The organism is Dyadobacter sp. 3J3 (assembly GCF_009801115.1).
In the GTDB taxonomy this organism is placed as follows: domain Bacteria; phylum Bacteroidota; class Bacteroidia; order Cytophagales; family Spirosomataceae; genus Dyadobacter.
Window position 1 is genome coordinate 215,428 of the sequence record NZ_VTOL01000012.1, and the last position, 18,213, is coordinate 233,640.

14 protein-coding genes are annotated in these 18,213 nt (G+C 38.0%); 10 read left to right on the top strand and 4 right to left on the bottom strand.

Annotated elements, in window-relative coordinates; translation table 11 throughout:
• Positions 1–250: 250 nt before the first annotated feature.
• Genes FZF08_RS24125 through FZF08_RS24135 form a run of 3 tightly spaced genes read left to right on the top strand, consistent with a single transcriptional unit; the run spans position 251 to position 7,608 of the window.
• Positions 251–6,298, top strand: coding sequence for an alpha-2-macroglobulin (locus tag FZF08_RS24125; RefSeq protein ID WP_159474687.1), 6,048 nt, complete (start codon positions 251–253; stop codon positions 6,296–6,298).
• 40 nt (positions 6,299–6,338) lie between these two features.
• Positions 6,339–7,136 carry a hypothetical protein gene (locus FZF08_RS24130; RefSeq protein ID WP_229216670.1) on the top strand — a complete coding sequence of 266 codons (798 nt, stop codon included), beginning with the start codon at positions 6,339–6,341 and terminating at the stop codon, positions 7,134–7,136.
• Complete coding sequence (locus FZF08_RS24135) at positions 7,126–7,608, top strand: PIN domain-containing protein (RefSeq protein ID WP_229216671.1); 483 nt, start codon at positions 7,126–7,128, stop codon at positions 7,606–7,608. Before FZF08_RS24130 ends, FZF08_RS24135 begins: the two co-directional genes overlap by 11 nt.
• Positions 7,609–7,616: 8 nt before the next feature.
• On the opposite strand, the gene FZF08_RS24140 is transcribed toward FZF08_RS24135, so the two are convergent.
• Positions 7,617–8,831 (bottom strand): DegT/DnrJ/EryC1/StrS aminotransferase family protein, encoded by a 1,215-nt coding sequence (locus tag FZF08_RS24140; RefSeq protein ID WP_159474690.1) that lies wholly within the window; start codon positions 8,829–8,831, stop codon positions 7,617–7,619.
• Between the two features lie 155 nt (positions 8,832–8,986).
• Here FZF08_RS24140 and FZF08_RS24145 point away from each other — a divergent pair, with 155 nt between their 5' ends.
• The 7 genes from FZF08_RS24145 to FZF08_RS24175 all read left to right on the top strand — a co-directional run bounded on the left by FZF08_RS24145 (position 8,987) and on the right by FZF08_RS24175 (position 13,529).
• Positions 8,987–10,273, top strand: coding sequence for a hypothetical protein (locus tag FZF08_RS24145; protein WP_159474693.1), 1,287 nt, complete (start codon positions 8,987–8,989; stop codon positions 10,271–10,273).
• A 130-nt stretch (positions 10,274–10,403) separates the two neighbouring features.
• A complete protein-coding gene (locus FZF08_RS24150) occupies positions 10,404–10,850 on the top strand; it encodes a hypothetical protein (protein ID WP_159474696.1) in 447 nt (148 codons plus the stop codon).
• Between the two features lie 12 nt (positions 10,851–10,862).
• Positions 10,863–11,309 (top strand): GNAT family N-acetyltransferase, encoded by a 447-nt coding sequence (locus FZF08_RS24155; protein WP_159474699.1) that lies wholly within the window; start codon positions 10,863–10,865, stop codon positions 11,307–11,309.
• 126 nt (positions 11,310–11,435) lie between these two features.
• Positions 11,436–11,663, top strand: coding sequence for a hypothetical protein (locus FZF08_RS24160; protein WP_159474702.1), 228 nt, complete (start codon positions 11,436–11,438; stop codon positions 11,661–11,663).
• A complete protein-coding gene (locus FZF08_RS24165; RefSeq protein WP_159474705.1) occupies positions 11,648–12,037 on the top strand; it encodes a type II toxin-antitoxin system VapC family toxin in 390 nt (129 codons plus the stop codon). The genes FZF08_RS24160 and FZF08_RS24165 overlap by 16 nt, the downstream gene beginning before the upstream one ends.
• Positions 12,038–12,134: 97 nt before the next feature.
• Positions 12,135–12,695, top strand: a complete 561-nt coding sequence (locus tag FZF08_RS24170) for an isoprenylcysteine carboxylmethyltransferase family protein (RefSeq protein ID WP_159474708.1) — start codon at positions 12,135–12,137, stop codon at positions 12,693–12,695.
• Positions 12,696–12,740: 45 nt separating this feature from the next.
• A complete protein-coding gene (locus FZF08_RS24175) occupies positions 12,741–13,529 on the top strand; it encodes a peptidase (protein ID WP_159474711.1) in 789 nt (262 codons plus the stop codon).
• 14 nt (positions 13,530–13,543) lie between these two features.
• On the opposite strand, the gene FZF08_RS24180 is transcribed toward FZF08_RS24175, so the two are convergent.
• The 3 genes from FZF08_RS24180 to FZF08_RS24190 form a co-directional block, all read right to left on the bottom strand.
• Positions 13,544–15,331, bottom strand: coding sequence for a metallophosphoesterase family protein (locus FZF08_RS24180; RefSeq protein ID WP_159474714.1), 1,788 nt, complete (start codon positions 15,329–15,331; stop codon positions 13,544–13,546).
• 86 nt (positions 15,332–15,417) lie between these two features.
• Complete coding sequence (locus FZF08_RS24185; protein ID WP_159474717.1) at positions 15,418–16,779, bottom strand: PhoPQ-activated pathogenicity-related family protein; 1,362 nt, start codon at positions 16,777–16,779, stop codon at positions 15,418–15,420.
• A gap of 55 nt (positions 16,780–16,834) precedes the next feature.
• Positions 16,835–18,115 carry a hypothetical protein gene (locus FZF08_RS24190; protein ID WP_159474811.1) on the bottom strand — a complete coding sequence of 427 codons (1,281 nt, stop codon included), beginning with the start codon at positions 18,113–18,115 and terminating at the stop codon, positions 16,835–16,837.
• Between the last annotated feature and the right edge of the window lie 98 nt (positions 18,116–18,213).

Consider the following 18,213-nt stretch of genomic DNA (forward strand, 5'->3'; position numbering starts at 1 on the left):
CAATTTGTATATATTAAAATTATATTTCTTTAAATCAATAAAATAAAGATACTTCATATTGTACAAAGGGACAATGACTTCCTTTTTTACTTCCCTAACAAATTAATATATGTGACCGTTATTTATTAAAAATGATTTCGTCCAAATAATTACTGTTAAAACTGATTTTACTTTTTGCTACATTTCATAACCTACCCGAATTGTAACAAAAATCGTTGAAGAAGAAATTATCAAATTCATCACACAAATTATGAAAATATCGGCCTTCCCTCTCGTATTCAGTTTTATCATTCTTTTATGTTTTTTAAGTGGAAGCGTCAGCAGTCAAAACCTCAATAAAATGTATGCTGCTCAATGGAAAAATGTGAAGGATTATGCTGATAAGGGTTTGTCAAAATCCGCTTTGGCCGAATTAAAAAAGATATATCTGCTCGCAAAAAAAGAAAAACAGGACGCGCAGGTTATCAAGGCCGTGGTTTATATGATTGATCTGCAAAGTGAGAATCTTGAAGACGCAGACGTTATTTCAATTCAGGAACTTGAAAAGGAAATCAATGTCAATAAAGAACCGGCAAAATCAATTCTGACGAGTTTTCTGGCAAAAAAATATTATCAATATTATCAGCAAATCCGTTGGCAACTTTATGACCGGACGGCTACCAAAGAATTCAAAAAAGAAGATATCGGCACCTGGACAACTGAGGATTTTCACGAAAAGATTTCAACCTTATATCTGCATTCCATTCGTCAGGAAAAATTACTAAAACAAACTTCCCTGGAAGGATTCAACGCCATTATCACAAAGGGAAATGTCCGCAAATTACGGCCGACTCTATTCGATTTATTAGCACAGGAAGCTTTGGTGTATTTTTCTTCGGATGAAAGAAATATTAAAACGCCGACTTATTCTTTCGAAATAAACAGTGCTGCTGCTTATGATCCCGCAGCGGATTTCATACACCGGAAATTTGAAACAAAAGATACTACTTCGCTGGAATTTTATGCATTGAAATTGTATCAGAAGTTACTAGCCTTTCATATTGACGACAAAACCGCTGACGCGCTGATCGATGTAGATTTACAGCGATTGCAATATGTGAAGCAAAAATCCGTGCACCCGGATAGTGACGAATTGTATTTCATGTCGGTTAATCATCTTGCAGATCAATACCAAAATACTCCCGCTGCTGCACAGGCCTGGTATTTGACTGCTGTTTGGTATAACGACAGAAGTTACGACTTCATAGCAAACAGAGATACAACTCACCGATTTGATAAAGCAAAAGCAGCAGAGATCTGTGAGAAAATTATCAAACAAAATCCCGAAACTGAAGGAGGTATAAATGCTTATAATTTATTACAATCCATCAAACAAAAAAGTCTGCAATACATCACGGAAACGGTAAATATTCCTGCAAAACCTTTTCTTGTACAGGTGGAATATAAAAATATATCCAGGCTTTATCTCAGGCTTATTCCAGCTACCGAAGATTTAAGAATTAAAATTCAAAAAGGGCTTACACCAGAAAATCTGCATTTATTAAGCAGCACTTCGCCGGTACGGTCATGGGAGCAGAATTTAATCGATACAAAAGATTATCAACAGCATAGCGTTGAAATAAAAGTTGATGCTTTGCCCGTTGGCGAATATTTTCTCGTAGCAGCTGATAATTCTGATTTTGAAAATATAAAAACCATCATCGGTACCCGCTTATTTTATGTTTCTAATATAAGTTATGTTCAAAAGGGTGACCACTTTTTTGTACTGAATCGTGAGACCGGACAGCCACTTTCCCAAGCCAAAGTCAGAATTTGGGCGGCTCGCTATGATCGATCCATTGAAGGTTATTTAAAGCTGAATAGTACGTTATTCTTAACAGACTTTTATGGCTATTTTACCAGAAAAAAGAATATCGAACCCGATAATCATGTTACAGAATTACTTGAAATAACTTACGGAAAAGATAAACTTTTCCAACAATCTCAGGCGTATACTTATTATCGCAGACAGAATTTCAATGATCCGATTAAAAGACAAACTTACCTTTTTACAGACCGCAGTATTTACCGACCCGGACAAGTAGTTTATTACAAAGGAATTGTTGCAAAAGGTGATTCAATCATGAGTCCTTTGGATGAAGATTCCGGAATTTCGGTTGTTTTGAAAAATACCAATGGAGAAGAAGTTGAAAAAATAATTGCGCATGTTAATGATTATGGAAGTTTTTCAGGAAAATTCCAGTTACCTCAGAATTCGTTAAATGGCGAATTTTTCATTTACGTGGACGACCGCATGAATTTATCTTTTCATGTAGAAGAGTATAAAAGACCGAAATTCTCTGTGGCATACGATACGCTCAAATCTACATATCAATTAAATGATTCAATTCGGATAACTGGAACAGCGATTGCTTATGCCGGAAATGTCATTGATGGAGCCACAGTTTCATACCGCGTCGTCAGAAATGCCCGATTTATTTATCCATGGTTATCCAAACGCTGGTTTGAACCCACTCAACCCATGGAAATTACGCATGGGGATACAAAAACAGATCAATCAGGAAAGTTTGCGCTTTCTTTTCAGGCGATTCCGGATTTAAAAATCAACAAAAAATCTGAGCCTGTTTTTGACTATACAGTTTACGCGGATATTACGGATAGTAACGGTGAAACAAGAAGCGGCGAAAAAACTGTTTCGGTCGGTTATAAGTCGATCATTTTAAAAACTGACATTCCGGAAAAAATTCAGGCAGACAGTTTGAAAAGCTTGTCTATTCAAACTGAAAATATGAATGGAGAATTTAGCACATCGAATGTAAAAGTAAAAATAACCCGGCTGAAACCCGAAACACGTTTAATCAAAGAACGGTTGTGGAAGCGGCCGGATTTATTTGTTATACCCAAAACAGAATTCATTTCATTTTTCCCGAATGATGAATATGACAATGAAACTGAGCAGGAAAACTGGCCGGAAGAAAGTGTGGTTTTTGAAAAAACGGCAAAACTAACCAAAGACAAAGATTTCGAACTTTCTCCCACTCCAATCTTGCCTGGTTTTTATAAAATTGAAATCAGCACAACTGATAAATCCGGTCAAGAAGTGAAGGATTTGAAATATACAGAATTAACAGATCATGACAAGAATAAAACAAACCGACCTGAATACTTGTGGACGAAAGCCAGCGAATCTATTGAGCCAGATGAAAAAACTACTGTTGAAATCGGCTCTTCGGCAGAAAACATTTTTGTAATCAGCAGTTCAAACCGAAAGGAAAAGAATGTAAAACCATTCACATTTTTTCCATTAAATAATGAAAAACGAATCTTCGATTTTTCCGCCACGGAAAATGATCGCGGCGGTTTTGGGGTTGATTTTCTATTTATAAAACAAAATCGAATTTATAGTTTTAGTGACGTTATTCAGGTGCCCTGGACCAACAAAGAATTGAAAATTGAATACGTTTCTTTCCGGGACAATACCTTACCAGGCAATCAGGAAAAATGGAAGGTTAAACTTACCGGTTTGAAAAAGGAAAAAGTAGCTGCTGAAATGCTGGCTAGTATGTACGACGCTTCACTTGATCAATTTTATCCTCACAAATGGAACAAACCTGCTATTTGGAAAATCTTTACTGGCTTACAAACCTGGAACAGTTATCAAAATTTTTCCTTTAAAAATGCGAATGTCAGGTATGATTATTCTTCCCCGTCCAAAGCATCTGACAAAAGATATGATGCCTTTATTTGGGGAAATTTTTATGGTAGAGAAAATACTCGCAGTAATGGTTCAGTAGTGGAATTGAAAGAGGCAGTTATTGCAGGCAAAACGATGGTCGGAGGAAAGTCATTGAATTTCTCAGTGACAAGAATGTTACAAGATCAAAATGCGCCGATGCAAGCAAGCCCCGCAACATCACTTAAACCCGTAAGCAAGCAAGAAATTAATTCTGTCCGCAAAAACTTCAACGAAACAGCCTTCTTCTTTCCGGATTTACTAACCAATGAAAAAGGAGAAATCGAATTTTCATTCACGATGCCGGAAGCACTTACCCGTTGGAAATTCCAGGCGCTGGCACATACTAAAGAACTTGCATTAGGATACAGTTCGAAGGAAATTATTACCCTGAAAGATCTGATGGTTCAACCAAATGCGCCACGCTTTTTGCGGGAGGGAGATAAAATCTCGTTCAGTTCAAAAGTTGTAAATCTTACAGAAAGAGAGCTTACCGGAACAGTTACTTTTCAGCTGTTTGATATAGAAACGAATAAACAAGTGGATGATATTTTTAGGAATACTTCATTTACACAATCCTTTATTTTGAAAGGCAAAGAAAGTAAAGCGATACAATTCCCGATTGAAGTCCCTGAAAATTTCGCGAAAACCGTGACCTGGCGAATTCTTGCAAAATCCGGTGCTTACTCGGATGGGGAAGAAAACTTTTTGCCGGTACTTAGCAACAGAATTTTGGTTACGGAAACGCTTCCTATATCGATTAGAGGAAATGGAAGTAAGGATTATAAATTTGAAAAACTGATCAATTCGGGGAATTCCAGAACGCTCACCAACCAATCACTTACCGCAGAATTTACCACAAATCCAGCCTGGTATGCGGTACAGGCTTTACCCTATCTGGCCGAAAGTCGTTTTGATTGTGCGGAACAAATTTGGAACCGGTATTATGCCAATGCGCTGGCAGCGAATATCGTCAGTTTGTCGCCACGTATTTCCAAAGTTTTTGATACCTGGCGTACAGCAGATACAACAGTGCTGCTTAGCAATTTGCAAAAAAATCAGGAATTGAAATCCATCTTATTGGAGGAAACGCCCTGGGTACTTGCGGCAAAAACGGAAAGTCAGCAGAAGAAAAATATTGCTTTGTTATTTGACCTGAACAAGATTAGCGACGAGTTGCAATCCAGTTTTGCAAAACTTGAACAAATGCAAAATCCGAATGGTGCATTCAGCTGGTTTAAAGGCGGACCGGATGATCGGTACATGACGCAATATATTTTATCCGGGATAGGTCATTTGAGAAAAATAAGTCCACAAAATAAAAATTGGAATGAAAAAACAGAAGCACTTACACGCAAAAGTATTCAGTTTCTTGATCAAAAGATAAAGGAAGATTACGATTATTTAGTTAAAGAGAAAACTGACTTGAACAAAGTTTCTGCGAGTCCAAATGCTATTCTGTATTTGTATATGCGTAGCTTTTTTCCTGAAATTGAAATACCAAAAACAGCTCAAAAAGCATGGAGTTATTTCCGTGAACGGGCAAAACTTTCCTGGCTTTCGCAATCCAGATACGAACAGGGACTTACGGCTTTGGCGCTATTCAGAACGAATGAAAAGGGAATTCCAAAAGCTATATTGAAATCTTTAAAAGAAACAGCTATTAATAATGAGGAAATGGGGATGTACTGGAAAAATAATCAGCCTGGCTGGTGGTGGTACGAAGCTCCTATTGAAAGACAAGCGTTATTGATTGAAGCTTTTCAGGAAATAGCCGGGGATACCAAAACTGTAAACGACCTAAAAACCTGGTTATTGAAAAACAAACAAACCAATAATTGGGAAAGTACCAAAGCAACTGCCGAAGCCTGCTACGCTCTGCTTTTACAAGGATCGGATATTTTGAACGAGCAGTCTGAGGTTACTTTGAAACTGGGGGAATTGAATCTAAAATCGTCCGATCAGAAACAGGAAGCGGGAACGGGCTACTTTAAAACCATTATTGAAGGAACAAAAGTTAAACCTGAAATGGGAAATATTAAGGTTGATGTAAGTACAAATTCATCATCCGATCTTCCCGGCTGGGGTTCCGTTTACTGGCAATATTTTGAAAATATTGATAAAATAACTTCCTCAGAAACCTCGTTAAAATTATCCAAAAAGCTTTTCGTAGAAAGTAATTCAGATAAAGGTCCTATACTTACGCTTGTAAAAGAAGGCGACAAACTTCATGTTGGAGATAAAATAAATGTCCGCATTGAACTTCGCGCTGACCGTGACATGGAATATATTCATATGAAAGATCTGCGTGCGGCTGCTTTTGAACCCGTAAATGTGCTGAGCGGATATCATTGGCAAGGTGGGTTAGGTTTCTACGAAAGCACACGAGATGCCAGTACCGATTTCTTTTTTGATCATTTAATAAAAGGTACTTACGTTTTTGAATACAAGCTTTTCGTGACCCATGACGGGAATTTCGCCAATGGAATTACAAATATTGAATGTATGTATGCGCCGGAATTTTCAGGGCATAGTGACGGGGTGAGGGTTGAGGTTGGGCGGTGATTTGCACAATATTCATCAATAGTTAAAACATGACGCCAAATTGTTATCTTTACTAGTGGACAAAATCGGATATTTAGAAATACGAATTACAGGATCAAAGGGAAATCTTGACCTCTCTCCTGACAATTACGACATTAGGGAAATCATTTCAATTCTCGAAAATGCCGAAGGTTTGCTATATCCGGGAGAAAAAAAAGACAGGCCAACAATCAGTTATAAGATTGAAGAAGGCTCTGTAAAACATATTCTGAGAACATCTATTCAGTATATTATCGGTTTTAATGCGGTAATCGGTCAGATTAATCAAATCAAGAATATTGATTTTCTGGATCTGTCAACGGCAACGGCTTTTGAAAACATACAAAATATAGCTGCTAAACGGGATTACACATTCACAATAAAAACATCGGTTGAGAAATCAAATTTTGTAAAAATTGACCGTACTACAAAATATTACCGGACTGAGGCTGTTTGGGCCGATGCTGAATTTTATTTCTATGGAAAAGTGACCAACGCTGGTGGAAAGGAAAAAGCAAATATCCATGTTTCAACAGAAGATTTGGGCACGATCAGAATCCAAACTCCTATCAGTTTTTTAGAAAATTATGACGATAATCTGCTGTATAAAAGCTTTGGTGTAAGAGCGACAGGAAAACAGCATTCAGAAACAGGGGAAATTGATACATCCAGCCTCAAATTTGTTGAAATGGTAGATTATCATCCAAAATACGATGAGCAATATTTAAATAACCTTATTGATAAAGCGTCAGGTAATTGGTCACAAGTTTCAGACAAAGATTCCTGGCTTAGAGAAATCAGAGGTAGCTATGAAGATTAGAGAAAGTGTTTTTTGTGATACAAGTTTTTTTATTCGCCTTTTGGATAAAAATGACCCTCACCATGGGAATGCCAAAGGTTATTTCAGGTACTTTACGGAAAATGGTTTTCCATTAATGATAAGTACCATTGCGATTGCCGAATACTGTGTCCGTGGAAAAATTACAGATCTTCCGTTAAGAAACTTACAAATTGTCCCTTTCAATTTGGATCATGCGTTAAGAACGAGTGAATTCGCAAAGCTGATTTTTGAAAATAAAAGCAGCCTTGATTTAAAACAACGAAAAATTATTCCAAATGATACAAAACTTTTTGCCCAGGCTGATATAGAAAAAAGTGTACTGTATTATCTGTCATCAGATACAGAAAGTTCTAAAATTTTCAATCTTCTTAGAAATGAATCGGATCCTAAATTCCAATTTATAAATTTGAGTACTCCCTATGATCTCCAATTTGGGATACTTGATTTGTAACAAATTATTTAGCCACAACTCCCCTGAATCTTCAAAACCGCATGCACAAACCCATCCATATCTTCACTTTCACCCAACATCCCATTTTGTAAAATCCATACCGCGTCAGTACTGCATGCCGCCTCGGCAACCGGGCAAAAAACATCGGTGTAATTTGCCGTTTCGGGAATTGCGTAACACATAAAATTCCTGTTTTGGAAAAGAGGCTGTTTATATAACGGATGTGGATAACCTTTGAAACACGGAACGCCTTCCGCAGCCAGCATTTCTACGAATTTATCTTTCGGAATATCGCCAAATTTAGATGCATCGTATTTAAAAATATAAATGTGATAGCAATGCATCGTGATATCTTCACTTCTCACCAGGGGTAAAATCCCATCTATATTTTTAAATAATTCAGTCAGATACAGCCCGTTTTGATTTCTTTTTTCTGTTTGACTTTGTAATCTTTTTAATTGTTGGGAAAGTAAAACCGCCTGCATTTGTGTGATCCGATAATTGCAACCCGGATTATAATGGTCATACCATTGCCCACCTTCGATGCGCCCTACATTGCGCAGGGAATTCATCATGGCATATAAATCATCATCATCCGTCACCACAATTCCACCTTCCCCAGCCGTCAGGTTTTTGGAGGATTGAAAACTAAAACTGCCTGCATCCCCTATCGATCCCAGCTTTTTTCCTTTATATTCAGCGCCATGTGCGTGAGCAGCATCTTCGATCACACGTAAATTATGCCGTTTGGCAATATCCAGTATCGCTTCCATATCACAGGATAATCCGCCAAAATGAACTGGAATAATTGCTTTGGTACGTGAAGTTATTGCAGCCTCAATTTTAGTGTGATCAAGATTATAAGTATCCGGATGGATATCAACAAAAACAGGAACACAATTGCACTCAATCACTGTGGAGGCCGTTGCAATAAACGTATAGGGTGGTACGATCACCTCGTCACCTGGTTTTACGCCACAAGCAATTAAAGCCAACCGAAGCGAAACGGAGCCATTTACACAACTCACAGCATATTTACTTCCACAAAAAGCTGCAAATTCTTTCTCAAATTTTTCAACCTCGTCACCGCAATCAGGATTTCCCCACTTGCCGCTGGAAATAACTTCCGATACGGCATTAACTTCCTGTTCATCAAAAATTGGCCAGGGAAAATTACGCTTTAATGATTTTTCTCCTCCGTCAATGGCTAATAGCTGGTTCATTCCTGATTTGGTATAATTTCTAAATTGATATCTCTCTATCACATACTTTGAAAAATGCAATTAAGACTATTTGCTCCAAATCTTCAAAAACATTATAGCCTGTTTTCAATATCATACAGTACTATTTCTATAACCCTAAACTCTTTATTTCGCTCATGAATAATCAAAAACTCTTCCCGGGAATCGTTATTGCTGCCATGTCGTTGGCTACCGCCTGGGCCATTCGTGGCCAATTTGGACATGAACAGGGAGCGGCGTGGGCGGGAAGTTTTGGCGCACTAAGTATTGTTTTACTTGCCAAAAGAAACGATTGGTACGCCAGGATTTTTCAACTTGCTCTGGCGTCCGCTACGGGCTGGGGCATCACAGGAATAATAAGTTACGGCATAGTAGTGGGTTATGGACGAAGTACAGAATTTGGCAATGCCTATTACGGCCTGGTTATGCTTTTTATCATTGGTGGATTATTTGGTTTACTGGGAGGCGGGCTTTTTGGTATTGCCCTTAGCGACAGTACCGAAAAACCTGTAAAATGGTATAATCTGATCGTTGAAATGACTATTGGCGGTATCATTTTTTACTATCTGCTGATAGAAGAATTTGGATGGCTCATGACGCCTCCTCGCGGTGAATACTGGGCAACTTGTCTCGGAATGACTATCGCCATGTTTTGGTATATGATTCGTCAAAAACAACATTCCGCGATCCGGGTAGCCATTTTTGCTGGATTTGGCGCTGGATTCGGATTTGCTTTTGGTAATTTTTTACAAGTCATGGGACACGTTTCAGAGATTAAATTCAACTTCTGGAATGTGATGGAATATTCCATTGGATTTTTCGGAGGTTTGGGAATGGCTTACGGGACTTTTACATCCGAATGGCCTGTTACTGAAATAAAAACGAACCGGAATAAACTTCTTGCTCCTCTTTTAATATTAATACTCATCATTCCCTTCTTCGTTTGGGACCAATCTTTTGAAACGAAGCGGCTGGTTGAAACAATCCAAAGTTTTGACCCCATAGCAGATGCTGCAGGAATTACAAAATCTGTTCAGTGGGTAGCGTTGCTATTGATCTTAATAACTTCCGGCTACTGGCTTTATCTTTTTTATTTCAAAAACAAAGAAAATACGATCACGATTAATGAACAGGATACCAACCGGTTTTTTCTTGGATATCTTGGATTATATACTCTTTACAGCATCCTGATCACCTGCGCTTTCCTAAGCTTGTATAGGATCGAGCAATATCTTTACATTGTTAATCTGCTAATTATAGGATTTTTTATAGGGAAATTTCAACCAGGATTTACTAACCGGGGTTTAAATTATAGCCGCTGGATTATTAATTTAATTTTTGCCTTAGCTTTCATTGCACTGATCGTAGTGGTTGCAATCAGCTCTCACGGAGAATTGAAAGGCGCACACAACCGGTTTGAATGAAACATTCTGCACCAGATTCATCATTCTATAAATTTTTATAAAAAGAACGTTTCATTCCAGTCCAAACAGTCCAACGTTTTGTATAATTTTACTGTCATCTCAATGTGACTAAAAATTATCCTCCAACGTTATGAAAAATTTATTCTTTCTTTTTTTATTCAGTTTACTGTCGGGTTGTACTCAAGAAGAAATCACAGACCTGCCCGACGAAACAGAAACCTCAGGTGAAACGATTAGCTTCAACGGCTTCACGTTAAAAGCACCTGCAAATTGGTACGGTTTCAGGCTTCAGGGAATTGATTCTCAGGTGGGTGGGGTTACCAATACTATCGATACCTTGTATTTCGATTTTGGCTGGTATTCCTATGATTTCTCAGATCTTCAACCCAATTTATATACAAAAACCAGTGCCAGAATAAATGGAAAAGAAGCACTGATTATAAAGCCAAACCAACCCGGTAAGGGGCTGATAGGGATCTATATCAGACTTGAAGGAGACGATCGGTTTAATTTATATGGAGTAAGCAAAAATGAAGAAGAGGTTCTGCACATATGCAAATCGGTTAACTTTTTGTAAATCAGTATTCTTATGATTTTTCGAGAAGCTGTAATTGAAGACATTCCCCAAATCCAGATTGTCAGACATGCTGTGACAGAAAATATTCTGTCTGATCCAAGCCTTGTTACAGATCAGGATTGTGCAGATTATTTAACAGTGAGGGGAAAAGGCTGGGTTTGTGAAGTGGCTAGCGAAATTGTCGGATTTGCTATTGCTGATTTACAGGATAATAACATTTGGGCGCTTTTTTTGAAACCCGAATTTGAAAAACAAGGCATTGGCAAAAAGATGCACGATACGATGCTTGACTGGTACTTTTCAAAAAAAACAGATACGGTTTGGCTAAGTACAACACCCGAAACTAGGGCTGATGGATTTTACCGTCAAAGTGGCTGGGCAGAAACCGGGAAATACGGAACAAACCAGATTCGCTTTGAAATGACTTCTGAGAGCTGGATAAAAATCAGAGCACAATAATCAGGATGGAGCTTGTCTGGTGAGGAGTTGGGAAAATGATAAGGGTACAGACAAATTATCCGTTTAAAATTAAAGCGCTCTTTTTTTAACATTTGTTGCTTAATAAAAACTGTTTAACTTTACTCTATGCAAATACAGGTAGATATAGGCTTCGATCAACTGGTAAAAATAGCCAAAAGGCTTCCTGAAAATCAATGGACAAAATTGAAGGAAGAAGTAGAAAAAGTAGCAATTGATTTTAACGATTCTACTGATCTGGAAGCCCTATTACTTTCTGCACCAACATTTGAAAAAAATCAGCTTAATGAAATTAAAAAAACAAGAAAAGCTATTAATCAATGGCGAAAAAAATAGTTCTTGTTGACACCTCCATTCTAATCGACCTTTTTCGGAAAACGGATAAAAGTAATTCCAAGCTTGTTGCATTAGTAAGGCAGGGTTATTCTTTTCAAATTTCAGCAATTACGGAATATGAAATTTTTTCCGGGGCTACCTCAAATCAGCTGGATTATTGGAATAATTTATTAGAAAAGATTCAGGTTTTACCATTTGACCAATCTGCGGTAAAAGCTGCCGTGGAAATAAATCAATTTTTGAAACTAAAAAGAAAGCAAATCGATATTGCTGACTTGTTTATAGCCGCCACTGCTATTTCCAATAATCTGCCTTTTGCAACTTTGAATAAAAAACATTTTGAAAGAATTGAGGAATTGGTAATTATTGAATAATCTTCAATTTTCACTATCCTATTTAATTCTTAATCTCAATTCTTTACCATAAATTAGGTATCAAAAGCAAGTTACCTTTACTTACCGACCCGCTTATATGAATCCGGTTTTTACTGTTATTTATGTTATCTGGTTTTTATCTGAAACATTGTTGAACCGGTTGCTGCGTTCAAAAAGTACAGACAAACAAAATGCAGATAAAAACTCGCTGCTCATTATTTGGATTACTGTTGTAGCCACTATCATTTTGGCTATGTATATTTCAATCAATTACTATTTCCCTATTTATCCTAATATCATCATTCGATACATCGGATTAGGAATTATTGTCTTGGGAATTGTTTTGAGAATCGCGGCGGTTTTATCGCTTGGCAAATTTTTTACAGTAGATGTGACGATTCGGGAAGATCATAAATTAAAAAAAGACGGAGTTTATAAATATCTCCGCCATCCGTCTTACTTCGCTTCGCTCCTTTCTTTTATCGGCTTTGGACTTTCCATTAATAGCTGGCCAGGATTAATTTTAATTGTGATAGCTGTAATGGCGGTTTTTATTTTTCGTATCAAAATTGAAGAAAAAATATTGATCGGACAGTTTGGAGATGAGTATGTTGATTACAAGAAAAATACGAAGGGAATTATTCCGTTTATTTATTAGCACTTGTATACCCCCACCTTTTATTTAATAGTAAATCAACACATTATGAATCCTAAAAAGCTGGTAAGACTTAGTAATATCATCGGAACCATTGCGATTATACTTCTGATTTACTGGGTCTTTATTTTTATTTCTTATCAGGTTTTTGGATTAAAACTCTATCGGGAGAAAATAACTGAAACATTCTTCACCAGTATTGTTGGGATTTTGGCTTTAATGTTTGGAGCGTTAATCACCAACGTAATGTTCAACCTTACAAGAATTGCCGAAAAACACAATCTTGACGATGTCAATCCTGCAAGCACAACATCACAAAAAATCCGGTGGATTATAATATTTAGCTTTCCAATCATTTTGGGATTACTGTTTTTGGGAGATTATTTAACTTCTGAAAATAAGGAAAAGCTTTTGATACAATCTGCGCAGTCGATCATTAGCGACAATTCGAAAAAAGCGGACAGATTGGTTAACTATTCATTTGATAAAAAATGGATTCTGGAAATTGAGCACATATTGGACCTGTTATCTAAAACCGACAAAAATTTTCCAATTATTACGGTCATTGTTTCAGATTCCATAGATAATTCTAGAGTCTTACTTGGCTTTAGAAATTTCCAAATGGTCAATGACACATTGCCTCCATCCAAAATGACATACATTCAGGCGACTACCAAGGAAGAGCGGGAATATCTTTACAAAGTTTTTGACGAAGGCAATAAGGACATAAGATTTACATCAGAAAACGGTCAATATCAACTTTTCTACCCCTATTTCAGGAACAATAAAAAAATAGTAATTTATTTTTCAGACTATCAACGATATGGTGTAAAGTAGCCAGGAATACATAACTATTTCATAATCTTAAACTCATCCTTCACATTCCCTGCCGGATCAAAACATGTATAAATCAACGTATTTCCCTTCATGGAAATATGCTGATAAAGCGGTCCGTCCTTATAGCGAATTACTGCATAATCCTCGGGGAGCCATATTTCCTGTTTGCCCGGAATACTGATTGACATCGTATAAATAGTACCTTCGGCCGGAGATTTCATTTCTTTCCCGTTGTTCATCGGTTTTGTTCGCAAGTAATAATGCATATGCCCGTTCATGACCATATCCACATGATATTGGTCAAATAATGTACCCCATTCTTTACGGATTTCATCGTATGGCTCGACAAAATTGTAGGGTGGAAAATGGAAGAATACAAACTTCCATTTTGCCTTCGAAGTTTTAAGTTTCTCTTCAACCCATTTTGTTTGGGCCGGTACAGAAAGCGTCGCATCGATCATCAAAAACAACGCATCCTGATAATTGAAAGCATAGGTCATTTCTTTTGGTAAACCTTTCGGACCATTTTCCGGCAAACTGAACATTTGCTGATACATACCAGCCCCCAATCCATCCTGGCTATCATGATTTCCCGGAACCGGCATCAACGGTTTATTCTGGAATACGCCACCGGAATATTGCCATAATTCATCCCATTCATCACGGTTCAAACCTGTGCTGACAAGATCTCCCGCAATGTCAAAAAAGGAAATTTCCGGATGTCTTTTTAAAGCTTTCTGAGCCATATCTCCCCAGATCGGCGATTTGTGCGTATCACCAAACCAGATAAATGAAAAGCCCTCATTCGCAGAAGTTTCGGTTTTAAAACTTGCCGCATCTGACCATTTTCCAGCTTTCGATCCTACGATATAGTGATATGCTGTTCCGGGTTTTAAGCTTGTAAGTTTTGCAGTAAACCGGTTTACCCAGCGGTCGTTTTGCAGAAGTCTGTCTTCCATTTTAAATGCGGAAGCGGTTGCTGTCAATGTATCCACCGACTTATCCTGCCAATATTTTACAATTCCATCTTTTATTTCCATAGCAGTTCTCCACTGAACATTCACCGATGTTTTGGGATCATCGCTCCAAGTTAGCATAATCTGGTCGGGATTGGGGGAAGATGGAAACAGCGTTTTTCTGAACGCACCCACCAGATGTGCTTCCCGCGCTCTGCCACGAACGGTTGTAAAAAGTTGTTGACCAACCAGTGACTCCGGCACCTCAGTCAAAATCAGACTGTCCCAATCGTGGTATGTAAACGCACCTTTTTTCATCGTCATCAACGGATATTCCGATGGCAACACATTGGTTATTTTTAAATCGTCACCCTTTTTCTGCGGACCTACACTAAGGAAATAGACAGGTCGGTTTTTATCAAATCCATTAATTCCCAACCCGACTTTACCCGAATCAAAATTCTTCTGCCAGACTTCATACGTATAATTTTCATTTTTGACCAGCATTCCGGTTTTCTTAAATCCACTTTCTTCAATCCAGAAAGGAATTATTTTTTGTTCAGAATCTCTCATGAGTGAAACTGTCACAGGAACATTTACTTCAAAGGTCCAGAACTTTGTCGCCAGCGTATGAAGTTCATCTTTTGTCAAAAAAGTCATGATGTATTTTTCGGAAATCGTGTCCAGTTGGGCAGGCTTCAGATTTTTGTAAAGTCTGGTAACGGCTTCATCCATTACCGTTTTTACAGTAGCGGATTCATTTTCTTTTTCATTTTTGCATGACAAAAAAATGAAAGAAAGAAAAAATAGAAAAAGGGTAGATTTAAGAATAGGAGTAAATTTCATAACGAAAAGCTCAGTCTAGTTTACTAATCAAAAAGTAACAGCAACGATTTTCAACGATGCTGTTACGCTATTTTCACTGACAAAAATTATAACACCGCCTTATCATTTGTAAGGAAAACCCGTGTACTTTCTGTGTAAGTACCACCATGGGAATCCTTGTATTTCAAATCAACATAAAAGGCACGGAAACCGCTTGAAGGAAATGTCTGATTGACATTAATCATTGATTTATTTTTAATACCCAGACTTTTACTCGTCCACTTATCATCCCGGATATCCTGATCTTTTGAATCTGCCGACCAAAGAATCACGTCCACCAACGGATCAGCCGAAGCCTTTACAGCAAGAGTCACGCCCTTTTTGTCCGCAGTTTCTTTCCATTCGCAAACCGGATATGGGCTTTTGGTCATTGTGTTACCAAAAAATGCGCTCAAAGCTTCCATGGCTTGTTTTCCACCACCAAGATTATGGCCGGCATTCGGGACATAGTGAAGCATGTTATTTCCAGGAATATCTTTCAGGTAATTTTTGATATTATCAACCACCCAGTATTCATCGTTTGTACCCATGATGATCAATTTCGGCATAGTCAGTTTTGCACGATACGAATATGGATCGATCATGGTTGTGATGGCGGCTCCATCCGGCGTTTTACTGTTTTGAGGGATACCAAGTTTCACATAATCTTCAATCTGGATACTATAATCACCCCATGATTTTATCTGATATTCAAGACTTACCGGCATGTTCAAAATATCAATAACCATGGGTGCAATAGCCACCACGCGTTTGTCATTTGCACCGGTGAGCCAGGTTGTCCAGCCACGTTTTGACGCGCCCGAAACCACAAAACGGTTCACTTCATGTTTCAGTTTTTGTTTTGAAAATTCCTGAACCACGTCCATTGCACGTACTGCACTTTTCACCATCGGGAAAAGTAGCGGCCAGCTGTAATCTTTATCTTTTTTGAAATTATGCAGCGTGTAAGAAATCAACGCATCCTCTGTCAAATCGCCAAAGAAAGGCTGATTTGGTGTTTGTTTTAGTAATGTAACAATTGCATTATTCGCTTTTGCCACACCGCCCAATGTTACCAATAAATCATCTTCTTTTTTGTTACTCCAATTAGGCAGTTCATCTTTATTGGATCCGCCGGTTATGAACAATAATGCACCGTCGAATTTATTGTCCTTCGGCACCATGATCGTCATTTGATGCGTCCAGGTAAATTCCCGCCACTTTTGCGAGGTTACAAGAAGATTGTAAAAAGTAACATCACTTTGCGTATAAGAATCTTTCACTTCCCATTTCAAAGATTTGTCTCCGTTGTTTAGATAACTTTGAAGGGCCGTTTCCGGTGTGATCGCCTTTTGTGCGTGTATGCTGAACGTAAAAATTAATTGAATTAAAATTATTTTGAAGGCCAGCTCAAATCTATTTTGTTTCATTGTGCAGAAGGTTTTGTTTATTGAATTAAAAATTTTATCAGTATTATTTTTCATATCACTTCTCCTCGAAACCTTCCGGTTTAGGACTTTCTGAAATCAATTTCAATGCCTGTTCGATATAAATCTCTCCTGTCATTTCTCCCAGGCTTGTTCTGCTTACATACTCGTAACGTTTGAAACTGTTGAAATCAACTTTGGTGAGCATATAACCAAAAGCATCGTTTGTCAACCCGAACAGAAATGGCGATTTTGTATTCATTTTCCGTTTCACATAGTAACCAATGTTAGGGAGTGCTTCTCCCGGAATCGTTAAAATCTGAGCAGTTCCTATGTTTAAAAGATTCAGTTGTGTTGAAACTTTATTAGGACCGGACATTTCATTTTTGATGGGAGAATTTTTGAGAATGTACCGCATAATATCCGAATCCACCGGAAATTCGATTTTTCTTGAAGTACAATAAAGTGCAGGATTTGGTTGAATTTCTGCGGTGTTTACAATTCGTAAAGCTTCGTCGGCAAGCAGTTCACCGATCCGTTTGCATTCCTGCCAGTTGTTAGCTTCTTTTTTATCTTCCGTCCGGTTATCAGCAGTGACCATTCCACCTTGTGCCCCATTCATAAAAAGAGCAATGCCGCCTGTTTGAGATTCTATTCTGTCATAAAGAGGCCCGCAAAGATCAGGACTTAAAATACCTCTTCCCGACCCGATTACTTCCGGATGAATCGCATAATTGACCAAAGTCGCAATGACTTTTCCTTTATTTTTTCCCGAATTTGAAATCGCCTGAATCACTCCGCAACGTGGATCATAAAGCTGGTCGGCATAATAATTATAGGCAATTTTCCCTTTTGCCTCGCCCACCGCGATTTTTAATGAAGCCGGTTCCAGATTTTTAACGGCTTCATTGACACCTTCCGCGATTTGTTTTGTACACCAGTCCAGATAATTCAAATCCGCAAAAGTTTCTCCTTTTTCATTTGGAAAAGCATACGCATCTGGTCCGCTGTGGGTATGCGTCGCGCCAATCAAAACATTTTCAGGAGCAACACCTTTGATCAAAGCTCTGGATTTATTTCCCAAGGCAGCCGGCCAACCCAGATTATCAATATTAACTATGGCAATTCGAGTAGTACCTTTTTCCAAAACCAAAACACGGACAAACAAATCTCCATTTTTTTCAATGGATTTTTTAGGCGTTCCAATACCTCCGGAAACCGGTAAAAGCGGATTGGGCGTAATGATCCTGACCGCACCTGCTGCTTTAAAGCTTTGGGCAAAGCAGCTCGAAACCATCAGAAAAACAAGGCTCAGATAAATCAAAAATACTTTTCTCATCATCAACTTTAATCATAATGAGGGCAGCTAGTCACTGCCCTCTTTTATATTCACCAAAGGTTATACTCGGATATAAACCTCATCGTACCATTCCTTTG

Excerpts from the sequence above, each read along its gene's own strand:
- FZF08_RS24125 (WP_159474687.1), top strand. The coding sequence starts at position 251 with ATGAAAATATCGGCCTTCCCTCTCGTATTCAGTTTTATCATTCTTTTA.
- FZF08_RS24135 (WP_229216671.1), top strand. The coding sequence starts at position 7,126 with ATGAAGATTAGAGAAAGTGTTTTTTGTGATACAAGTTTTTTTATTCGC.
- FZF08_RS24140 (WP_159474690.1), bottom strand. The coding sequence starts at position 8,831 with ATGAACCAGCTATTAGCCATTGACGGAGGAGAAAAATCATTAAAGCGT.
- FZF08_RS24145 (WP_159474693.1), top strand. The coding sequence starts at position 8,987 with ATGAATAATCAAAAACTCTTCCCGGGAATCGTTATTGCTGCCATGTCG.
- FZF08_RS24150 (WP_159474696.1), top strand. The coding sequence starts at position 10,404 with ATGAAAAATTTATTCTTTCTTTTTTTATTCAGTTTACTGTCGGGTTGT.
- FZF08_RS24155 (WP_159474699.1), top strand. The coding sequence starts at position 10,863 with ATGATTTTTCGAGAAGCTGTAATTGAAGACATTCCCCAAATCCAGATT.
- FZF08_RS24160 (WP_159474702.1), top strand. The coding sequence starts at position 11,436 with ATGCAAATACAGGTAGATATAGGCTTCGATCAACTGGTAAAAATAGCC.
- FZF08_RS24165 (WP_159474705.1), top strand. The coding sequence starts at position 11,648 with ATGGCGAAAAAAATAGTTCTTGTTGACACCTCCATTCTAATCGACCTT.
- FZF08_RS24170 (WP_159474708.1), top strand. The coding sequence starts at position 12,135 with ATGAATCCGGTTTTTACTGTTATTTATGTTATCTGGTTTTTATCTGAA.
- FZF08_RS24175 (WP_159474711.1), top strand. The coding sequence starts at position 12,741 with ATGAATCCTAAAAAGCTGGTAAGACTTAGTAATATCATCGGAACCATT.
- FZF08_RS24180 (WP_159474714.1), bottom strand. The coding sequence starts at position 15,331 with ATGAAATTTACTCCTATTCTTAAATCTACCCTTTTTCTATTTTTTCTT.
- FZF08_RS24185 (WP_159474717.1), bottom strand. The coding sequence starts at position 16,779 with ATGAAACAAAATAGATTTGAGCTGGCCTTCAAAATAATTTTAATTCAA.
- FZF08_RS24190 (WP_159474811.1), bottom strand. The coding sequence starts at position 18,115 with ATGAGAAAAGTATTTTTGATTTATCTGAGCCTTGTTTTTCTGATGGTT.